The sequence below is a fragment of the Gandjariella thermophila genome (assembly GCF_005405885.1).
Taxonomy (GTDB): domain Bacteria; phylum Actinomycetota; class Actinomycetes; order Mycobacteriales; family Pseudonocardiaceae; genus Gandjariella; species Gandjariella thermophila.
On record NZ_BJFL01000013.1, the window covers coordinates 81,349 to 99,282 of the forward strand.

Sequence of the window (17,934 nt, forward strand, 5' to 3'; positions counted from 1 at the left end):
CGGGGTCGTCGTGCCCGTGCCCGACCACGCCGCACCGGGACGGCTGGAGCTGCTGCCGGTCAGCGGGTTGCCCGAGTTCCGCCCCGGCGACGACCTGGCCGGCGCGATCGCCGGCGCCGCGCCCTGGCTGGTGGACGGCGACGTCGTCGTGGTCACCAGCAAGGTGGTGTCCAAGGTGGAAGGACGCCTGGTACCGGTGCCGGTCGACCCGGCCGCGCGCGAGCGGGCCAGGCGGGAGCTGGTGGCCGCCGAGTCGGTGCGGGTGCTGGCCCGCCGGGGGCAGACGCTGATCACCCAGAACCGCCTCGGCATCGTGCAGGCCGCGGCCGGCGTGGACGCCTCCAACGTGGCCGGCAACGAGTTGGCGCTGCTGCCCGAGGACCCGGACGCCTCCGCCGCCCGGCTGCGCGCCGCGCTGCGCGAGCGGCTCGGCGTGGAGGTGGCCGTGGTTGTCACCGACACCATGGGTCGGACCTGGCGCAACGGCCAGACCGACGTGGCGATCGGCTCGGCCGGGCTGGCCGTGCTGCACGGCTACGCCGGCGCGGTGGACGGGCAGGGCAACGAGCTGGCCGTCACCGAGATCGCGGTGGCCGACGAGGTGGCCGCCGCCGCCGACCTGGTCAAGGGCAAGCTGGGTGGCGTGCCGGTGGCGGTACTGCGCGGCCTGGCCACCGTGGACGACGGGTCGACCGCGCGGCGGCTGGTGCGGCCGGTGGAGGACGACCTGTTCCGGCTGGGCACCGCGGAGGCGCTCGCCGAGGGCCGGCGGGAGGCGGTGCTGCTGCGCCGGTCGGTGCGCGCGTTCACCGACGAGCCGGTGGACGTGGCCACGCTGCACCGGGCGGTCGGCGCGGCGCTCACCGCGCCCGCCCCGCACCACACCCGGCCGGTGCGGTTCGTGCACCTGCGGGACGCGGGCCGGCGGGCCCGGCTGCTGGCCGCGATGCGCGAGGCGTGGCGGGCGGACCTGCGCGGCGACGGGCTCGCCGAGGACCGGATCGAGCGCCGGGTGGCCCGCGGTGACCTGCTCTACGCCGCTCCCGAGGTGGTGCTGCCGTTCCTGGTGACCGACGGCGCGCACGACTACCCGGACACCCGCCGCGCCGGGGCGGAGAAGACGATGTTCGTGGTGGCCGGCGGCGCCGCGGTGCAGGGGCTGCTCGTCGCGCTGGCCGCGGAGGGGCTGGGCTCCTGCTGGGTGTCCTCGACGATCTTCTGCCCGGACGTGGTGCGCGCGGTGCTCGACCTGCCGGAGTCGTGGGAACCGCTGGGCGCGGTCGCCGTCGGGCATCCCGCCGGCGGCGAACAGGGTCCCCGCCCGCCCCGCGAGTTGACCGACGGGTTGGTGGAGCGATGAGGCAACTGCATCTGGACGCCACCTCGCTGCTCGGCGGCTGGTCCGCGCCCGACCCCGAGCAGGACGCGCTGCGGCACGCCTATCTCGGCTTCCTCGCCGTCCGGGAGGACGCCTGCCTGCGCTCCTGCGTGCCCGGGCACCTCACCGCGTCCGCGCTGGTGCTGGACGAGGCGCGGGAGCGGGTGCTGCTCACCCTGCATCCCCGGGTGGGCCGGTGGCTGCAGCTCGGCGGGCACTGCGAACCGGCGGACGGCACGCTGGCCGCCGCGGCGCTGCGCGAGGCCACCGAGGAGTCCGGCATCGAGGGCCTGCGCATCGAACCGTCGCCGCTGCACCTCGAGGTGCACCCGATCACCTGCTCGCTGGGGGTGCCGACCCGGCATTTCGACGTGCGGTTCCTGGTGGTCGCGCCGGCCGGCGCGCGGGAGGTGCGCAGCGACGAGTCGCTGGACCTGCGCTGGTGGCCGCTGTCCGACCTGCCCGAGGACACCGACAGCGTGCCTCGCATGGTGGAGCTGGCTCTGGCCCGGACGGGTTGATAACGGAGAGCCTTCGGTCACTTCCGATCAAGGAATCCCGCGTATATGTTGCGGCGGCCAACATTCGCGATGCGCCGATGATATCGGCACGGTGACGAAGGGGTCGCCGATGCGTAACAGAACTCGGGCTCTGCTGGCCACGAGCTGGACGTTACTGCTTTTCGTGTCGGGATGCGAAGGCGGTGGCGGCGCGGAGACGCCACCCGCGAATCGACCGAAAGTGGGCGTCATTCTGCCGGACCGGACGACGTCGGCGCGCTGGGAAACGCTCGATCATCCACTTCTCGCGAGCGCACTCGCGGCGACCGGGGTGGACGCCGACATCAGAAACGCCGACGGAGATGTCCAGAAATTCTCCCAGGACGCCGACGACCTGATCCGGAAGGGCGTCAAGGTCCTCATGGTGGTCAGCCTCGACTCGCAGAGCGGCGCCGAGGTGGAGCGGAAGGCTCGGGCGGCCGGCGTGGCGACGGTCGACTACGACCGGCTGACCCTCGGCGGCTCCGCCAGTTACTACGTCTCCTTCGACAACGTCGGCGTCGGCCAGTTGCAGGCGCAGGGACTGGTGGACTGCCTGGGTCAGAAACGGGGCGCGAGAATCGTTGAGATCGAGGGCGCTCCCACCGACAACAATGCCACCCTGTTCCACCAGGGGCAGGAGCAGGTGCTCAAACCGAAGTACGATTCCGGCGAATACACGCTGGTCCGGTCGCAGCCCATCGACAATTGGGACGCCGAGCAGGCCGGCGGGGTCTTCGAGCAGATCCTCGACGCCAACCGGGACCGGGTCGACGGCGTGGTCGCCGCCAATGACGGCCTGGCGGACGCGGTGATCAGCGTGCTGCGGCAGCACGGGCTGGCCGGCAAGGTCCCGGTCACCGGGCAGGACGCCACCCTGGCCGGGCTGCGCTCCGTGCTGCGCGGCGACCAGTGCATGTCGGTGTACAAGCCGGTCCGGGACGAGGCCGCCGCGGCGGCCGGCCTGGTCAGCGCGCTGGCCAAGGGCGACAAGGGCAGCGCCGACACGCTGGCCACCGGGGTGGTTCGGGACGAGGCGGGCCACCGGGACGTGCCGGCACTGCTGATCAAGCCCACGATGATCACCAAGGCCAACATCAAGAAGGTGGTCAGCGACAACGCCGTGTCCGCCGCCGACCTGTGTGCCGGCGACCTGGCTCCGCTGTGCCGCGCCGCCGACCTCCCCGGCTAGCAGCGACCGTGACGGCGCGGTGCCGACGGGCCGACACGTGGCGTGCGCCGCCGGAACGGGCTGTCAGATGCCCCGGTAGTCGCGCGGGCTGTAGCGGGGGCCGAACCGGGGACGGCGGAACCCGGCCACCTCGACGTAGCGCACGGCGCGCTGCCGCTGCGGCGCGTACGGCGCGAGCACCCGCCGCATGCCCTCGTCGTCCAGCGGCCGGCCGACCAGTGCCATGCCGACCACGCTGGGAATGTGGAAGTCGCCGAAGCTCACCGCGTCCGGGTCGGCCCAGGCGCGCTGGGCGACCTCGGCGGCGGTCCACACGCCGATCCCCGGCACCCGGCGCAGCAGGTCCCGGCCGGCGGTGCCGCGTAGTTCGGCGGCCCGTTCCAGCCGGTGCGCCACCCGCGCGGCGGCCAGCAGCGCCCGCCGCCTGGCGCCGTCCACGCCGGCCCGGTGCCAGTCCCAGTCCGGCACGGCCAGCAGCGCCTGCGGCGTGGGCGGCACCCGCATGCCGCGCGGCGCCGGTCCGGGCGCGGGCTCGCCGAACCACCGGCACAGCTCGCGCCAGGACCGCCGGGCCTCGTAGCCGGTCACCTTCTGCTCCAGGATCGCCGGCACCAGCACGTCCCACACCCGGCGGGTGGCGGAGAGCCGCAGCCCGGGGTTGCGCCGGCGGACATCGGCCACGACCGGGTGGTGCGCGGCGAAGCCGGTGTCGTCGTCCCGCGCACCGAGCAGCGCGGGTACGCCGGAGAGCAGCCACTCCGCGCCGGGCCCCCAGGCGTCGGCCAGCACCTCGCCGTCGCCGCGCCGGCGCAGCGCGAGGCTGCCCGGACCGGCCGGGGTGTTCGCGGCCAGCCACCACACACCGGCGGCGTCCACCTGGTGCGCCGGGTCGCCGCGACCCCGCCGCAGCGGCCCGAGGACCGCGCCGAGATCGAGGGGGAAAGCCGGCCGCCAGGTGCGCTGCCGACCCGTTGCGGTCGTGACAGGCATGGTCACACGTCGGAGGAGAACCGGATGGCGCCGTCGGGCAGGTGCACGCCCGGCCAGAGGCGCACGCCGTCGAGCAGTTCGCAGCCGGCGCCCACCACGGCCTTGTCGCCGACCACCGCGCCGCGCACCACCGCGCCGTCGCCGACCAGGGCGTGCGCGCCGATCACCGAGTCCTCCACCACCGCGCCGGCACCAACCACGGCGCCGTCGAAGAGCACCGATCCGCGCACCCTCGCCCCGGCACCGACCTGGCAGCCGGCGCCGATCGTGCAGCCGCCGGCCAGTTCCGCACCCTCACGCACCCGGGCGCCCTCCAGCACCAGCGCCTCGCCCGGGTCGCCGGGCAGCGCGGCGGACGGCGCGATGCCGCGCACCAGATCGGCGCTGCCCCGGACGAACGCCGCCGGCGTGCCCAGGTCCAGCCAGTAGGACGAGTCCACGTGCCCCTGCAGCCGGGCGCCGCTGGCCAGCAGGCCGGGGAAGGTCTCCCGCTCGACGGAGACCGGCCGGCCGGCCGGGATGGACTCGACCGCCTCCCGGCGGAACACGTAGCACCCGGCATTGACCTGGTCGGTCGGCGGGTTGTCGGTCTTCTCCAGGAACGCGGTGACCCGCCCGTCGGCGTCGGTGGGCACGCAGCCGAACCGCCGGGGGTCGTCCACCCGCACCAGGTGCAGGGTCACGTCCGCGGCGTTCGCCCGGTGGGTGGCCAGCACCGCCGGAAGGTCGACGCCGGAGAGGATGTCGCCGTTGAAGACCATGGCGTCGGGCTCGCGCAGCCGGTCGGCCACGTTGCGGATCGCGCCGCCGGTGTCCAGCGGCTCGTCCTCCACGACGTACTCCAGATCCAGGCCAAGCCGGGAGCCGTCGCCGAAGTACTCCTGGAACACCTCCGCCTTGTACGAGGTACCGAGCACGACGTGGTTGATCCCGGCCGCGGCGATCCGGGACAGCAGGTGGGTCAGGAACGGCACGCCCGCGGTGGGCAGCATCGGCTTGGGCGCGGAGAGGGTCAGCGGGCGCAGCCGGGTGCCCTTGCCGCCGACCAGCACCACCGCGTCGACCCCGCGCGCCGGCTCCGGGGGGTCTGGCTCAGGTGTGCTCACCGACATGCCGGTTGCCTCCTCCGCTGTCCTCAACCCGGTATGGGGGAATACTCTGGCAGACGCATGTCGAGCACGGGGGCAGCGGTCCCGTCCAACGGCGGGCGGGCAGCGGCCGCACGGTGCCGAAGGACCGCCGGCGAATGCTGCCGGCCTCAGGCAACGTAGGAGAGGTCAGCAGGATGGACCCCCGCGACCGGGCCGAGGCTCAGCTCGCCCGCGCTCGCGCCCGAGGCGCCCATGTGGTCACTCCGGACAGCGCCACATCGCCGATGGACGCGAGCAACACGGTGCAGATTCCCAGGGTGGTCGTGAACGACGCGGATCCGCGGCAGGGCGGCCGGGACGCCACGATGGTCCTTCCGCCGGGCGCGGCGCCCGGGGCCCAACCGGCCGGGCCGCCGCAGCACCTCGGCCACGCACCGCAGCAGCGCACCTCGGCGCCGCCGCCCAGCCCCCAGCAGTACGGCTCCCCGGAGCACGGCACCCACCAGCAGCACGGCGGCCAGCAGCACGGCGGTCAGCAGCAGGGCCCGCAACAGCAGGGCGACCCGCGGGGCGGGCACAGGCAGCAGCCGCATCATGCGCCGCCGCCCGGCGCGCAGCACCAGACCTCCCAGCAGCCGGGCATGCAGCAGCAGAACTCTCCGCACCAGGGTGCGCAGCAGCACGGCTCGCCGGAACGCACCGCGCCGCACCCCTCGGGTCAGCCGCACCAGGCCCACCCGCAGCACCCGGTGCAGAAGCCGCTCACCCGGCAGCTTCCCGGCCTGCTGCCCACGGTGCAGCAGGCCCAGCCGCACCGGCCCAGCCTGGCCGAGCGGCTCAACGGGGAACTGGTCGACCCGGGCGAGGGTCCCGAGAACGGCCAGCGGGACCAGCGCCGCTGAGCCGAGCCGCGCGGTCGCCCGCGAAATCCGCCGGGCGGGGTCAGCCGGCGAAACCAGCCGGGCAGCATGAGCCCGCGCGGCCGGCGGCGAACCTCCCGTGCCGGATCAGCCGCGGCGGGCGAGCAACCGCCAGCGCAGTTCCAGGCCGGCCCACAGGACCAGCCGCAGCGGCGCCCAGCGGGGGCCGCGGTGCCGGTCGGCGAGGTAGCGGTACGCGCTGCGGTGGTGCTCGGCCAGCATCCGGGTGGACGCGCGGGCGGTGGCGTGGCCGCCGAGATGCACCACCTCGGCGATGGGCACGTAGACGTTCAGCCACCCGGCACGACCCAGCCGGTCACCGAGGTCGACGTCCTCGAAGTACATGAAGTAGCGCGAGTCGAAGCCGTGCACCGCGTCGAACGCCACCCGCCGCACCAGCAGGCACGAACCGGAGAGCCAGCCGGCGGTCCGCTCCCGGACCGCGGTGTCGGACTGGCGGTACTCCCTGGTCCACGGGTTGCCCGGCCACACGGCACCGAGCACGGCGTGCCCGATGCCCCGGCCCAGCGAGGGCAGCAGCCGGGCGGACGGGTAGACCGCGCCGTTCGGTTCCCTGATCAGCGGGCCGAACGCGGCGCCCCGCGGCCACCGCTCGGCGGCGTCGAGCAGTTGGTCGAGCGCGCCGGGCCGCCACTCCACGTCCGGGTTGGCGATCACCACCCATCCCACCTCGTCCGGCAGTTCGGCCACGCCCCGGTTCGCGGCGGCCCCGTAGCCGAGGTTCTCCCCGGTGCGCAGCAGGCGCACGCCATCCCGCTCGGCGGCCTTCTCCGGCGCGCCGTCGGTGGAGCCGTTGTCCGCGAGCACCACCCGCACCGGCCGGGTGGTGGCCTTGGTCAGGCTGTCCAGGAAGCGTTCCAGCGTCTCGCCCGGCGAGTAGGTGACGGTCACCACCGCGAGCTCGTCGCCATACCGTGTCGGCTCGGTCACGACTCGACATTGTGCCGCGCAGCGACGCTTCCCGGGTCACCGGCCGCGGCGGTGCATGGCGGCGGCCCGGGCGTAGGCCTCACGGTGCTTCGCGGCGCTGGCGGCCCAGGTGAACTCCTTGGCGCGGCGCTGCGCGGCGGCCGCCAGCGACTCCCGGCGGGCCGGGTCGTCCAGCAGTTCGGCGATGCCGGCGGCGATGTCGCCGGCGCCGACCCCGCAGTACGCCACCGCGTCCCCACCCACCTCGGGCAGGCTCAGCCGCCGGGTGGTCAGCACGCACGCCCCGCAGGCCATCGCCTCCAGCACCGGCAGCCCGAAACCCTCCCCCAGGCTGGGGTAGGCGACCAGGTCGGCGCCGCCGAGGAAACCGGCCAGCAGATCGAACGGCAGGTAACCGGGACGGATCACCCGTAACCGGTGCGGTACCGCGTCCAGCGCGCGCTCCACCTGCCCGTCCCAGCCCGGCTGGCCGGCCAGCACCAGGGCGGGCGGATCGGCCCGGCCGTCGCACGCCGTGGCGAACCCGCGGATCAGCGCGGGGACGTTCTTGCGGGGTTCGAGCGCGCCGAGGAAAGCCACGTAGCGGGTGTCGTACAGATGCAGCGCGGCACGGAGGGCGTCCACCTCCTCCGGGGTGGGCACGTGGAACCGCTCGGTGTCCACCCCGTGCTGGGCCACGTGCAGCGCCCGCCGGTCCGCGCCGGCGACCCGCACCAACTCGGTCGCGGTGGCCGCGCTGGGCACCACGCAGACCTCGGCCGTGCGTAACGACGTCCTGGTCCACCAGCGGAAGAATCGCGCCTTGACCGAAGAGTGCAGCGTGGCGTCGGTGAAGAAGGTGGCGTCGTGCAGGGTGACCACCGAGGCCACCGGGTTGGCCAGCGGGATGGTGTAGTGCGGCGAGTGCACCACGTCCACAGCCAACCGGTGGGCCAGCCGCGGCAGGGTGGTCTGCTCCCACGACAGCCGCGCGGTGCGGGTGGCCACCGTCTCGGCGGCCGGCACCACCCGCGCGTGCGGGGCGAGCCGGGTGTAGAGATCGGCGTCGCGCGGTTGGCAGACGACGCTGATCCGGGCGCCGTCCTCGTCCAGCGCGCGGACCAGTGAGTCCACGTAGCGGCCGACGCCACCGCGATCCGCCGGCACGGCGGTGGCGTCCACCAGGACGCGGGGCTCGGGCTGGGGCACGCACGCAGGGTACGGCCGCACCCATGATCACTCGGGCGGAATGGCGAATCTGCTACCGGGATCATTGCGGACGGGTATCGGTGCCGGTACCCGAACACGTGCCGCGGTGACCGGTTCGGTGCAGATCGAGGTGCAGCCGCCAGACCTCCTCGGCGGCCCGCCGCCAGGTGAAACCGGCGGCCCGCCGCTTCGCCGCCGCCACCGCGGCCGCCGTCCGCTCCGGTTCGGCGACCACGGCACGCAGCGCGGCGGCCAGCGCGTCCGGATCGCCGCGGCGGGCGATCCGGCCGGTGCCACCTGCCACCTCGACCAGCGCGGGCGCGTCGGAGTGCACCACCGGGACGCCGGCGGCCATGGCCTCCAGCACCGGCAGGCCGAAGCCCTCGGCGAGGCTGGGCGCGGCCAGCACGGTGGCCCGGTGCAGCGTCGCGGCCAGCTCGGCGTCGGTCAGCGCGCCGAGCACCCGCAGCCGGTCGGCGGGCAGGCCGCCGGCGGCCGCCAGGGCGTGCGGGTCCACCCCGCCCCACCCGGGCGGCCCGACCAGCACCAGCGGGAGGTCCGGCGCGTCCGGCCGGGCCAGCGCGTCGATCAGCACTGGCAGGCCCTTGCGCGGCTCCAGGGTGCCGACGGCGAGCACGTAGCGCTCGGGCAGCCGCAGGCGCGCGGCGACCGCCTCCGCGCCGGCGGGTGGGCCGGCCAGGGACGGCGGCACCCCGCAGGGCACCACGTGCACCGGCGCCGGTCCAGGCGCGTACCCGCGCAGCTCGGCCGCGACCGCGGCGGTGGGCACCGCGACCGCGCCGGCCCGCCGGGTGGCCCGGCGGATCACCCTGCGGTGCCAGGCCACGCCGCGGCGGGTCAGCGTCTCCGGATGGGTCCACGGCACGGTGTCGTGCACGGTGACCACCAGGCTCCGCCCGCGCGGCACCCGGGGCGGCGCCAGCGGGGTGGGCGCGTGCACCGCGTCCCCGCCCGGCCACAGCGGCAGCCCGCGCTCCCAGGCGGCGACCAGGGCGCGGCGCGGCAGCGGCAGCACCCGGGGTCCCTCGACGCCGGGGATCGCCGCCGCGGCCGGGTCGGCGTGCCGTGCCACCGCGCCGACCACCACCCAGCCGCGGGGAGCGCTGGCGGCCAGCGCGGCGGCGAGTTCCCGGGTGTAGCGGCCGGTGCCGCCGGGGACGGGGGCGAGCAGCTGCTCAACCAGCACGACGAGTTCGGGCACGGCGGCAAGCCTGGCACGCGATCTCGGCGCCACGCCACCGTCGCCGCGTGGCCGAGCTCGGTACCGTCACCGCGTGACCGAGATCCGCAGCACCGTCGTGGTGGTCACCTGGCGAGGTCGCCCGCACCTGGGCGCGTGCCTGGACGCGCTCGCCGGCCAAGACCGTCCACATCGGACGCTTGTGGTGGACAACGCCTCCGACGACGGCACCGCGACGCTGCTGGCCCACCACCCGTCCCGGCCGGAGGTGCTGCGGCTGCCCAGGAACGTCGGCTTCGCCGGTGGTCTCGCCGAGGCGCTGTGCCGGGTGGACACGCCGTTCGTGGGCTGGCTCAACGACGACGCGGTGCCCGCGCCGGGTTGGCTCGCCGCGCTGGAGGACGCCCTGGACACCGACCAGCACGCCGCCGCTGCCGGTTCGGTGCTGCTCGGCGAGGACGGCTCGGTGCAGTCCACCGGGGTGCGGCTGACCGCGGGCGGCTACGGCGCGGACGAGACACGCGGCGAGGGCGAGCCGTTCGGTTTCTGTGGTGGGGCGGCGCTGCTGCGCACGGATGTGCTGGCCGCGGTGGGCGGGGTGCCCGCCGGGTTCTTCTGCTACTACGAGGACACCGACACGTCGTGGCGGCTGCGGCTGGCCGGCTGGCGGGTGTGCGCGGTCCCCTCGGCGCGGGTGGTGCACCGGCACGGCGCCAGCAGCGCGATCGGCTCGGCGCGGTTCCACCGCTGGAACGAGCGCAACCGGCTGCTCACCCTGCTGCGCTGCGCACCGGGATGGGTGGCCGGCCCGGAGTTGCTCCGGTTCGCCGCGCTGACCGCGCTGCTGCCGGCGCGCCGCGCGCTGGGTCGGCCAGTGCCGAGCGCGGCGAACTTCGCCGTGCCGCTGCGGCTGGGAGTGCTCGCCGAGGTGCTGGCCGCGTTGCCGGTGACGCTGCTCGCCCGGCGCCGCATCGGCCGCCGCTCGGCGGTGGACCGGGACGCCGTGTGGCGGGCCTGGGCCGGCCGCTGAGGGGCGGGAGGAGGTCGAACGCCGGCGGTCAGGCGAACGGGCTGGGCACCTGGGTGGGCAGTTCCGGCATGCCGAACTCCAGTTCCCAGGTATCGCGGCGGGGGGTCAGCCGAGGCCACAGGTCGGTGAGCGCCGGCCGGCCGGCGGAGCGCCACTCGGTGATCCAGTCCAGCAACCCGTCCAGCGCCTCCGGGGTGCCGCCGGACACCAGCGAGTCCCCGGCCAGCACCGCGAGGCTGCCCGGCAGCGCGCAGCCGATGCCGGCGGGCAGGTCGCCGAGCCCCGCGGTGAGCATGCCGTCCGGGCGGCGGGCGAGCAGGTAGCCGACCAGGTGGGCGGTGTCCCGGCCGGCCCCGATCGGGCTGGGCCGCCGGCGCGGCCGGTGCAGGAGCAGGTCGAGCAGGTCGACCGCGACGCCGTGGTCCCGGCCGTGCAGCCACTCCGCGCTGATCCACCACCACCGCCCGTCCGGCCGCAGCACCGCGCCGTCCACGAACCGTTCTGGCGGCTCACCCGGCGCGGCCCGGGTGAACAGCGGTGTCGTGCTGAGATCGGTGACCTCGGGCCGGCCGTCGGGGTCGAGCCGGATGCGGGCCACCGCCTCCGCCATGGCCAGCGGGGCGAGCAGCACCGGCACCACGGCGAGGCCACCGGGCGCCACGTGGGCGACCCATTCGCCGGGCAGGCTGGACGGGGCGCTCCACGCCACCAGCCGGTCGTAGCGCACTGCTGGTGCGCTGCCGAGTTTGCCGGCCGGGAGCGAGACGACGGCACCGGAAGGGTCGACGAACCGGCCGAACTCGACGACGCCCGCGGCGTCCTGGGGGTTGATCTCCAGCAACCGGTGCCCCGGTCGCAGATCCAGCATCTCCAGCAGGTCAGCCAGTTCGCATTTCAACGAAACGGACGGCACAGCTACCTGAACCGCCCGCGGCGACGTAGATCGTGGCCAAGCCGGTTCCGACGCGGTGCTCGACACAACGTTCCCTTCCGGGGAGCACCATCAGCTTACTCCGGCACACCAACGTTCCGTTTACCGCGACAAAGCGTGGAGTCCCCGCCCGCGGCCGTCACCGCATGGTGCACGCTTAGTGCACGGACGGGGCGTCACCCGATCGTGTATCGGTCTGCACCTGGAGGGAGACCGTCGTGCCTGAGGGGGCGGTGCTGCCGGTGCTCTCCGTCGTGGTGGTCAACTACCGCGGCGCCGAGGACACCGTCACGTGTCTGCGAACGCTGCGCACCGAGTTGGACTACCCGGCGGAGCGGCTGCAGGTGATCTGCGTCGACAACGCGTCGGGGGACGGCGGCGTCGACCGGATCCGCGCGGCGGTGGACGGCGTGGAGATCGTCGAGGCGCCGGAGAACCTGGGTTTCGCCGGTGGCTGCAACCTCGGCGCCCGGCACGCGAGAGGCGAGGTACTGGCCTTCCTCAACAACGACGCCCGGACGGACCGGGGTTGGGCCACGGCCGCGGTGCGGGTGCTGCGCGACGAGCCGGACGTGGCCGCGGTGGCCGGTAAGGTGCTCGACTGGGACGGCGAGCGCGTGGACTTCGTGGACGGCGGGCTCACCTGGTTCGGCATGGGCTACAAGCGGCACGCCGGCCGCTCCCTCGCCGAACTGCCCGACACCGAGCACGACACGCCGAAGGACGTGCTGTTCGGCACCGGGTCGTCGCTGTTCGTCCGTGCGCCGGTGTTCCACGAGCTGGGCGGGTTCGACGAGCGGTTCTTCATGTTCTACGAGGACGTCGACCTGGGCTGGCGGCTGAACCTGCGCGGCTGGCGGGTGCGCTACGAGCCCGCGTCGATCGCCTACCACCGGCACCACGGCTCCATGGCCGGCGTGCACTCCTCCCGCGAGCTGTACCTGCTGGAGCGTAACGCGCTGTGCACGCTGTACAAGAACCTCTCCGACGCGACGCTGGCCAGCGTGCTCCCGGCGGCGCTGGCGCTAACCGCACGCCGGGCCACCGCCCGGGGCGAGCTGGACCCGACCCAGTTGGAGATCACCCGGCGGCCGGCCGACCCGCACCTCGACGCTGAGCCCGTGCCCGTGGCCCGGGAAGCGCTGGCCGGCTTCCTCGCGGTGGACCAGTTCGTCGAGCTGCTGCCGGAACTGACCGAGGCGCGCCGGACCGAGCAGGCCGCGCGGGTGCGCACCGACGCCGACCTGGTGCCGCTGATGCGCAGGGCGATGGAGCCGGCCTACCCGCTGCCCCGGTACCTGGCCGCGCACGACCTGCTGGTCGAGGCCTTCGGGCTGGCCGAGGCGTTCGGCGGGGCGCGGAAGGTGCTGGTGGTCACCGGCGACGCGCTGGGCGAGCGGATGGCCGGGCCGGCGATCCGCGCCTGGCACATGGCCGACGTGCTGTCCCGGGAGCACGACGTGCGGCTGGTCACCGTCAACCCGCGGTGCGCCCCGCCGGAGGCGCCGTTCCCGGTGCTGCACCCCCGCCGCCGCGACCTGCCCGGCCACGTGGCCTGGGCCGACGTGGTGATCCTGCAGGGGCACGTGCTGGAGATGGTGCCCGAACTGAAGGACACCGCGTCGAGCACGGTGGTGGTCTGCGACGTCTACGACCCGATGCACCTGGAGCTGTTGGAGCAGGGCAAGGACGGCACGGACGAGCAGCGCGCGCTGGACCTGGCCGGGGTGACCAGGGTGCTCAACGCGCAACTGGAGCGCGGCGACTTCTTCCTCTGCGCCAGCGAGCGGCAGCGGCACTTCTGGCTCGGCCACCTCGCCGCGATCGGGCGGCTGACCCCGAGCCTGTACGACGCCGACCCGAGCCTGCGGTCGCTGCTCGCGGTGGTGCCGTTCGGGCTGCCGGGCAAGCCGCCGGAGCGCACCGCGGTGGCGATCAGGGGCGTGGTGCCCGGCATCGGCGAGCAGGACCGCGTGGTGCTGTGGGCGGGCGGCGTCTACAACTGGTTCGACCCGCTGACCCTGCTGCACGCGGTCGACCGGCTCCGCGCCGACCACGCCGACGTGCGGCTGTTCTTCCTGGGCATGCGGCACCCCAACCCGGAGGTGCCGGACGGCAGCATGGCGTTCCGCACCAGGGAACTCGCCGAGCGGCTCGGCCTGGTCGGCGAGCACGTGTTCTTCAACGAGACCTGGGTGCCTTACGCGGAGCGGCAGAACTGGCTTCTGGACGCGGACTGCGGGGTGACCACACACTTCGAGCACGTGGAGACCACGTTCGCGTTCCGCACCCGGGTGCTCGACTACCTGTGGGCGGGGTTACCGATCGTGACCACGGACGGGGACTCGTTCGCCGACCTGGTCCGCCGGGAACGGCTTGGCGTGGTCGTTCCCGCCGAGGACCCGGCGGCGCTGGCCGGCGCGCTGGAGCGGGTGCTCTACGACGCCGAGTTCGCGGCGGGCTGCCGGGAACGGATCGCCGCGGTGCGGGAGCGGTTCACCTGGGAGACCACGCTGGCGCCGCTGGTGGCGTTCTGCCGCAACCCCCGGCCGGCGGTGGACCGGCTGCCCGGAGCCGCGCCGCTGGTGCGCAACGAGCCGCTGCGGATCGGCGACCGGCTCCGCCGGGACGCGGGGTTGGTGCGCGAATATCTGGACGCCGGCGGACCGTCGGAGCTGGCCAGACGCGCGGCCGGCCGGGTCCGTCGGTTGGCGCGGGAGCGGCTGTTCGGTGCGCGGGGTGGCCGTGGGTAGGTTGCGTGTGCTGCTGGACGGCACTCCGCTGCTCGGGCACCGGACCGGGATCGGCCGGTACACGGCGGCGCTCGCCGAGGAACTGGCGTCGACGGCGGGGGTGGACATCCGCGCGGTGGCGTTCACGATCCGCGGGTGGCGGGCGTTGCGGTCGGTGCTGCCGCACGGGGTGCGAGCCCGGGGACTGCCCGCCTCGGCCCGGCTGGTGCGGGCCTGCTGGCTGCGCGGCCCGTTCCCGCCGATCGAGCTGATCGCCGGGCCGGCCGACGTGGTGCACGCGACGAATTTCGTGCTGCCCCCGGCGGTTCGCGCGCGGGGCGTGCTCACCCTGCACGACCTGGCGTTCCTGGACGCCCCGGAGGAACTGTCGCCGTCCGATCGGGAACTGCCGGAGTTGGTGCGACGCTCAGCGCGGCGGGCCGCCGCGGTGTGCACGCCGACCGCGGCGGTGGCCCGGGTGGTGGCCGAGCGGCTGGCCGTGCCGGAGGAGCGGATCGCGGTCACCCCGCTCGGCGTGGACGCGGCCTGGTTCGCCGCGCGGCCGCCGAGCGACCCGCTGCGGCGGCGGCTCGGCCTGCCCCGCGAGTACGTGCTGTTCGTCGGTGCCGGCGGGCCACGCAAGGGACTGGAGCGGCTGCTGCGCGCGCACGCCGCCGCGCCGTCGTTGCCCCCACTGGTGATCACCGGCCCTGGACCGTCCGGTGCGGACGGGCGGGTACTGCGCACCGGGTACCTGTCCGATGTGGACCTGCGGAGTGTGGTGGCCGGCGCCTCGGTGCTCGCGATGCCCTCCCGCGACGAGGGCTTCGGGTTGCCGGTGCTGGAGGCGCTGGCCTGCAGCGTGCCGGTGGTGTGCTCGGACGTACCGGCGCTGCGCGAGGTCGGTGGAGGGCACGCGGAGTTGGTGCCGGTCGGTGACGTGGACGCACTGGCCGACGCCCTGGTGCGGGCGGTTGAGGCGCCGCGGTCGCCGGAGGTGCTGGCCGCGCGGCGGTCGCACGCCGCCGAGTTCACCTGGCGCCGCTGCGCGCAGTCGACGGTCGACGCCTACCGCCGCGCGGTGGGTTGACCGCTTCACCGCGAAAAGCCGAAGTACCGCCACGGTGAGGGCGATTGGATACCTTCCGGACAGCGGAAAGCACTTTTCGCCTGCCGTCGCCGCTAAGCTGCGCGGCCGCCCACCAGTCGACACGACCAAAGCAGGTCTGAAGCTGGTGGTGTAAGGCGTTGCGTAGCGTCACCTCGAGACAGTGCAGCGGCGTGCAGAAGGCCGCCGGCACTTCGACACCGGCCGAACTCCGCGCTGTCACGTGAAGCGCCGCGTATGGCGATCATGCGCTGCAAGTACTGCGGTACGCGGCGCGCCCGCAACGGACGTAAGTCCAGGACGCCCGTGCGAGGATCACCTCGTGGCCAGCAAGCCGTGCACGTTCTGCCAGATCATCGAGGGTGCGGTGGACGCAGTCCGGGTGTACGAGGACGACGCGGTCGTGGCGTTCCTCGACCACCGGCCGGTGTTCCACGGGCACACCCTGCTGGTGCCCAAGCTGCACGTTCGGCTGCTGTCCGACCTTCCCGCCGAGCGGGTGCCGCACTTCTTCACCACCGCGCAGCGGCTGGAGCGCGCCGTCGAGTCCGGCCTCGACGCGCACGGCTCGATGATCCTGGTCAACAACGTGGTCAGCCAGTCCGTGCCACACCTGCACCTGCACGTCATCCCGCGCCGGTTCAAGGACGGCCTGCGGTTCTGGCTCGGCCCGCGCCACCCGTACCGGGACGCCGAGGCGGAAGACACCGCCGAGCGCATCCGCCGCGCCCTGGCCGAGCAGCTCGGCTGACCCGGCGGTCAGCCGCGGAGCGCGGGGCCGTGGTCGGCGAAGGCGGCGGCGAGGGCGTCCCGCCAGTGCCGCAGCGGGGGCAGCCCGGCCTCGCGCCACGCGTCATCGGACAGCACCGAGTACGCCGGGCGCGGCGCGGGGCGCGGGAACTCGGCGGTGGTGCACGGCCGCACCCGGTCCGGGTCGGCGCCGAGTTCCTCGAACACCGCCCGGGCGAACCCGTACCAGGTGGTCGATCCGCCACCGGTGGCGTGCAGCAGGCGCTGCGCCGGCGCGTCGGGGCCGACCACCCGGGCGGCGAGCGCGAGCAGGCCGTCGGCGAGGTCCGCGGTGTAGGTGGGCGAACCGGTCTGGTCGTCCACAACGGACAGCTTGTCCCGTTCACGTTCCAGACGGGCCATGGTTTTCACGAAGTTGCCGCCAGAAGGCCCGTACAGCCACGCGGTGCGCACCACCCAGGCGCGCGCACCGTACTCGGCGACCACGTGCACCGCCCGCTCCCCGGCGAGCTTGCTGCGGCCGTACACCGAGCGGGGACCCGGCGAGTCGTCCGTCCGGTATGGACGGTCGGTGTCGCCGGAGAACACGTAGTCGGTGGACACGTGGACCAGCGGCACGCCGGCGCGCAGGCAGGCACAGGCGAGGTGCCACGGCCCCTGCGCGTTCACCGCGAACGCCCGCTCCTCGTTCTCCTCGGCGGCGTCCACGGCGGCGTACGCGGCGGCGTTGACCACCACCGGGGGCAGTCCCTCCGCCCGCGCGGCCGCGACCAGGGCATCCACCGCGTCGGCGACCGCGGCGGGGTCGGTGACGTCCAGTTCGGCGGAGCCGGGGGCATGCACGTACCCGCTGGCCCGCGCGGCCAGGTCGCTGCCCAGTTGCCCGCGGCCGCCCGAGACCAGCAACGCGAGGTCGGCCACGCCGATCAGCTCCCCGCCAGCGTCGCGCGGTGCTTCAACGGTTCCCACCAGGAACGGTTCTCCCGGTACCAGCGCACCGTGTCGGCGAGTCCGGCGTCGATCGGGACGCGGGGCGCGTAGCCCAGCTCGTTGGTGATCTTCGTGATGTCCACCGAGTACCGCCGGTCGTGGCCCTTGCGGTCGGGCACCGGTTCCACCATGGACCAGCCGGCGCCCATGATGTCGAGCAGCCGCGCGGTCAGCTCGCGGTTGGTCAACTCGGTGCCGCCGCCGATGTTGTACACCTCGCCCGGGCGGCCCTTCTCGGCCACCAGTTGCACCCCGCGGCAGTGGTCGTCGACGTGCAACCAGTCGCGCACGTTGAGCCCATCGCCGTAGAGGGGGACCTTACGTCCCTCGATGAGATTGGTCACAAACAGCGGGATGACCTTCTCCGGGAACTGGTACGGACCGTAGTTGTTGGAGCACCGCGTCACGCACACCGGTAGGCCGTGCGTGCGGAAATACGCCCTGGCCAGCAGGTCGCCGGATGCCTTGGACGCGGAGTACGGCGAATTCGGCTGCAGCGGGTGTTCCTCCGGCCACGAACCGTGCTCAATGGACCCGTACACCTCATCGGTGGACACCTGCACGAACCTGCCCACGCCGGCGTCCAGCGCGCACTGCAGCAACACCTGGGTGCCCACCACGTTGGTGGTCACGAACTCCGCCGCGCCCAGGATGGACCGGTCCACGTGCGACTCGGCGGCGAAGTGCACGACCACGTCCACACCCCGCATCAGATCGCTGACCAAGGCGGCGTCGCAGATGTCGCCGCGCACGAAGCGCAGCCGCGGGTGACCGGACACCGGCGCCAGGTTCGCCTCGCACCCCGCGTAGGTGAGCTTGTCCAGCACCACCACCTCGGCGTCCGCGTATGCCGGGTAGGCACCGCCGACCAGCTGACGCACGTAGTGCGAGCCGATGAAGCCGGCCCCTCCGGTGACCAGTACACGCATACGCCACCCCTCAC

16 protein-coding genes are annotated in these 17,934 nt (G+C 74.4%); 8 read left to right on the forward strand and 8 right to left on the reverse strand.

Going from position 1 to position 17,934, the window contains the following annotated elements; all coding sequences use genetic code 11:
* The first annotated feature begins 16 nt into the window (after nucleotides 1–16).
* The 3 genes from FFT21_RS14570 to FFT21_RS14580 all read left to right on the forward strand — a co-directional run bounded on the left by FFT21_RS14570 (nucleotide 17) and on the right by FFT21_RS14580 (nucleotide 3,109).
* Nucleotides 17–1,360, forward strand: coding sequence for a coenzyme F420-0:L-glutamate ligase (locus FFT21_RS14570; protein ID WP_137814450.1), 1,344 nt, complete (start codon nucleotides 17–19; stop codon nucleotides 1,358–1,360).
* Entirely contained in the window at nucleotides 1,357–1,899 is a 543-nt protein-coding gene (locus FFT21_RS14575; RefSeq protein ID WP_137814397.1) for an NUDIX hydrolase, read from the forward strand. Before FFT21_RS14570 ends, FFT21_RS14575 begins: the two co-directional genes overlap by 4 nt.
* Before the next feature lie 109 nt (nucleotides 1,900–2,008).
* Nucleotides 2,009–3,109: a sugar ABC transporter substrate-binding protein gene (locus FFT21_RS14580; protein WP_137814398.1), complete on the forward strand. Its 1,101-nt coding sequence runs from the start codon at nucleotides 2,009–2,011 to the stop codon at nucleotides 3,107–3,109.
* 63 nt (nucleotides 3,110–3,172) lie between these two features.
* On the opposite strand, the gene FFT21_RS14585 is transcribed toward FFT21_RS14580, so the two are convergent.
* A complete protein-coding gene (locus tag FFT21_RS14585) occupies nucleotides 3,173–4,099 on the reverse strand; it encodes a DNA-3-methyladenine glycosylase family protein (RefSeq protein WP_137814399.1) in 927 nt (308 codons plus the stop codon).
* Nucleotides 4,100–4,101: 2 nt separating this feature from the next.
* Nucleotides 4,102–5,211: a mannose-1-phosphate guanylyltransferase gene (gene manB / locus FFT21_RS14590; RefSeq protein WP_137814400.1), complete on the reverse strand. Its 1,110-nt coding sequence runs from the start codon at nucleotides 5,209–5,211 to the stop codon at nucleotides 4,102–4,104.
* Between the two features lie 173 nt (nucleotides 5,212–5,384).
* On the opposite strand from manB, the gene FFT21_RS14595 reads away from it, so the two are divergent.
* Nucleotides 5,385–6,092, forward strand: coding sequence for a hypothetical protein (locus FFT21_RS14595; protein ID WP_137814401.1), 708 nt, complete (start codon nucleotides 5,385–5,387; stop codon nucleotides 6,090–6,092).
* A 105-nt stretch (nucleotides 6,093–6,197) separates the two neighbouring features.
* Here FFT21_RS14595 and FFT21_RS14600 read toward each other — a convergent pair whose 3' ends face one another.
* The 3 genes from FFT21_RS14600 to FFT21_RS14610 all read right to left on the reverse strand — a co-directional run bounded on the left by FFT21_RS14600 (nucleotide 6,198) and on the right by FFT21_RS14610 (nucleotide 9,471).
* Nucleotides 6,198–7,061: a glycosyltransferase family 2 protein gene (locus FFT21_RS14600; RefSeq protein ID WP_137814402.1), complete on the reverse strand. Its 864-nt coding sequence runs from the start codon at nucleotides 7,059–7,061 to the stop codon at nucleotides 6,198–6,200.
* Nucleotides 7,062–7,097: 36 nt separating this feature from the next.
* On the reverse strand, nucleotides 7,098–8,249 hold the full coding sequence (locus FFT21_RS14605; RefSeq protein ID WP_137814403.1) for a glycosyltransferase family 4 protein: 1,152 nt from the start codon (nucleotides 8,247–8,249) through the stop codon (nucleotides 7,098–7,100).
* A gap of 61 nt (nucleotides 8,250–8,310) precedes the next feature.
* Nucleotides 8,311–9,471, reverse strand: coding sequence for a glycosyltransferase family 4 protein (locus tag FFT21_RS14610; protein ID WP_137814404.1), 1,161 nt, complete (start codon nucleotides 9,469–9,471; stop codon nucleotides 8,311–8,313).
* A 73-nt stretch (nucleotides 9,472–9,544) separates the two neighbouring features.
* Between FFT21_RS14610 and FFT21_RS14615 the strand changes: the two genes are divergently transcribed.
* Nucleotides 9,545–10,480 carry a glycosyltransferase family 2 protein gene (locus tag FFT21_RS14615; RefSeq protein WP_225978417.1) on the forward strand — a complete coding sequence of 312 codons (936 nt, stop codon included), beginning with the start codon at nucleotides 9,545–9,547 and terminating at the stop codon, nucleotides 10,478–10,480.
* Nucleotides 10,481–10,508: 28 nt separating this feature from the next.
* On the opposite strand, the gene FFT21_RS14620 is transcribed toward FFT21_RS14615, so the two are convergent.
* The gene (locus tag FFT21_RS14620; RefSeq protein WP_137814405.1) at nucleotides 10,509–11,378 is read right to left on the reverse strand and encodes a methyltransferase domain-containing protein; all 870 of its coding nucleotides are present in this window, start codon (nucleotides 11,376–11,378) and stop codon (nucleotides 10,509–10,511) included.
* Nucleotides 11,379–11,629: 251 nt separating this feature from the next.
* Here FFT21_RS14620 and FFT21_RS14625 point away from each other — a divergent pair, with 251 nt between their 5' ends.
* The 3 genes from FFT21_RS14625 to FFT21_RS14635 all read left to right on the forward strand — a co-directional run bounded on the left by FFT21_RS14625 (nucleotide 11,630) and on the right by FFT21_RS14635 (nucleotide 16,002).
* Nucleotides 11,630–14,164 (forward strand): glycosyltransferase, encoded by a 2,535-nt coding sequence (locus FFT21_RS14625; RefSeq protein WP_225978418.1) that lies wholly within the window; start codon nucleotides 11,630–11,632, stop codon nucleotides 14,162–14,164.
* On the forward strand, nucleotides 14,151–15,233 hold the full coding sequence (locus tag FFT21_RS14630) for a glycosyltransferase family 4 protein (protein ID WP_137814406.1): 1,083 nt from the start codon (nucleotides 14,151–14,153) through the stop codon (nucleotides 15,231–15,233). Before FFT21_RS14625 ends, FFT21_RS14630 begins: the two co-directional genes overlap by 14 nt.
* A 340-nt stretch (nucleotides 15,234–15,573) precedes the next feature.
* A complete protein-coding gene (locus tag FFT21_RS14635; RefSeq protein WP_137814407.1) occupies nucleotides 15,574–16,002 on the forward strand; it encodes an HIT family protein in 429 nt (142 codons plus the stop codon).
* A gap of 8 nt (nucleotides 16,003–16,010) precedes the next feature.
* Here the strand turns inward: FFT21_RS14635 and rfbD are convergent, their stop codons facing one another.
* Both rfbD and rfbB read right to left on the reverse strand, forming a co-directional pair.
* The gene (gene rfbD, locus FFT21_RS14640) at nucleotides 16,011–16,970 is read right to left on the reverse strand and encodes a dTDP-4-dehydrorhamnose reductase (protein WP_225978419.1); all 960 of its coding nucleotides are present in this window, start codon (nucleotides 16,968–16,970) and stop codon (nucleotides 16,011–16,013) included.
* The gene (gene rfbB, locus FFT21_RS14645) at nucleotides 16,928–17,920 is read right to left on the reverse strand and encodes a dTDP-glucose 4,6-dehydratase (protein WP_137814408.1); all 993 of its coding nucleotides are present in this window, start codon (nucleotides 17,918–17,920) and stop codon (nucleotides 16,928–16,930) included. The genes rfbD and rfbB overlap by 43 nt, the downstream gene beginning before the upstream one ends.
* Between the last annotated feature and the right edge of the window lie 14 nt (nucleotides 17,921–17,934).